This window comes from Arhodomonas sp. KWT (assembly GCF_010993615.1).
In genome coordinates, this window is the sequence record NZ_WNXE01000469.1 from 1 (window position 1) to 1,299 (window position 1,299).

A 1,299-nucleotide genomic window follows, 5' to 3' on the forward strand; every position below is an offset into this window, starting at 1 on the left:
ATCCACTGGGAGGCGGCCCAGCTCGCGGCCCGCGCCGCGGTCGAGCGTGCCGGGGCGCTGGGTATCCGTATCAACGTCGCCGTCTGCGACGCCGCGGGCACGCCGGTGGCGTTTCTGCGCATGGGCGGCGCACCGCTGCACAGCATCGGTATCGCCGAGGACAAGGCCTACACCGCGGCCAGCTTCGGTCTGGACACCGCCGGCTGGGATGCCGTCGTGGGCGACAACGCCGAGCTCCGCGCCGGTCTCGCCCAGCGCGACCGGCTGGTGATGTTCGGCGGTGGCCTGCCGGTGCGTGTCGACGGTGAATGCGTCGGTGGCATCGGGGTCTCCGGCGGCAGTGAGGAAGAGGACGGGATCTGTGCCCGGGCGGGGCTCGCCGCCATCGGCGAAGGCTGATCCCCCGGGCGGGAGAACAGGACACACCACGGCTTGGGTGAACGGGATGAAAGAGATACGCCACTTCATCAACGGCGAGTACGTCGCCTCCGAGAGCGGACGGCTGTTCGACGACATCGACCCCGCCACCGGCGAGAACATCGCCCGGGTCCACGAGGGCGGTAAGGCGGAGATCGATCGTGCGGTGGCCGCGGCTCGCGCGGCGCTCGACGGCGAGTGGGGCCACCTGCCCATCGCCGAGCGCATGGCGCGCCTGCACCGGGTGGCGGACCGCATCAACGAGCGCTTCGAGGAGTTCCTGGCCGCCGAGTGTGCCGACACCGGCAAGCCGCGCTCCATGGCCAGCCACATCGACATCCCGCGCGGCGCGGCCAACTTCAAGATCTTTGCCGACCTGGTGAAGAACGTGCCCACCGAGAGCTTCCACATGGACACGCCGGACGGCACCGGTGCGCTCAACTACGCCATCCGCCGGCCCAAGGGCGTGATCGGCGTGATCTCGCCGTGGAACCTGCCGCTGCTGCTGATGACCTGGAAGGTCGGTCCGGCGCTCGCCTGCGGCAACGCGGTGGTGGTCAAGCCCTCGGAGGAGACCCCCCAGACCACCGCGCTGCTCGGCGAGGTGATGAACGAGGCGGGCATACCGGCGGGGGTGTACAACGTCGTCCACGGCTTCGGGCCGGGGTCCGCCGGGGAGTACCTCACCCAGCACAAGGGCGTGGACGCGGTCACCTTCACCGGCGAGACGCGCACCGGCACGGCGATCATGAAGGCCGCCGCGGAGGGCATCCGCGACGTCTCCTTCGAGCTCGGCGGCAAGAACCCGGCGATCGTGTTCGCCGACGCGGACCTGGACCAGGCCATCGAGGGGACCATGCGCTCGGCCTTCGCCAACTGCGG

General features: G+C 70.6%; 2 protein-coding genes. Both read left to right on the forward strand.

What is annotated here, in order from left to right; translation table 11 throughout:
* Nucleotides 1–399: heme-binding protein (locus G7A99_RS19985; RefSeq protein ID WP_205599951.1), on the forward strand; the 399-nt coding region annotated here is incomplete at its 5' end.
* Between the two features lie 46 nt (nt 400–445).
* The coding region (locus G7A99_RS19990; RefSeq protein WP_163143548.1) for an aldehyde dehydrogenase family protein at nt 446–1,299 on the forward strand (854 nt) is incomplete at its 3' end.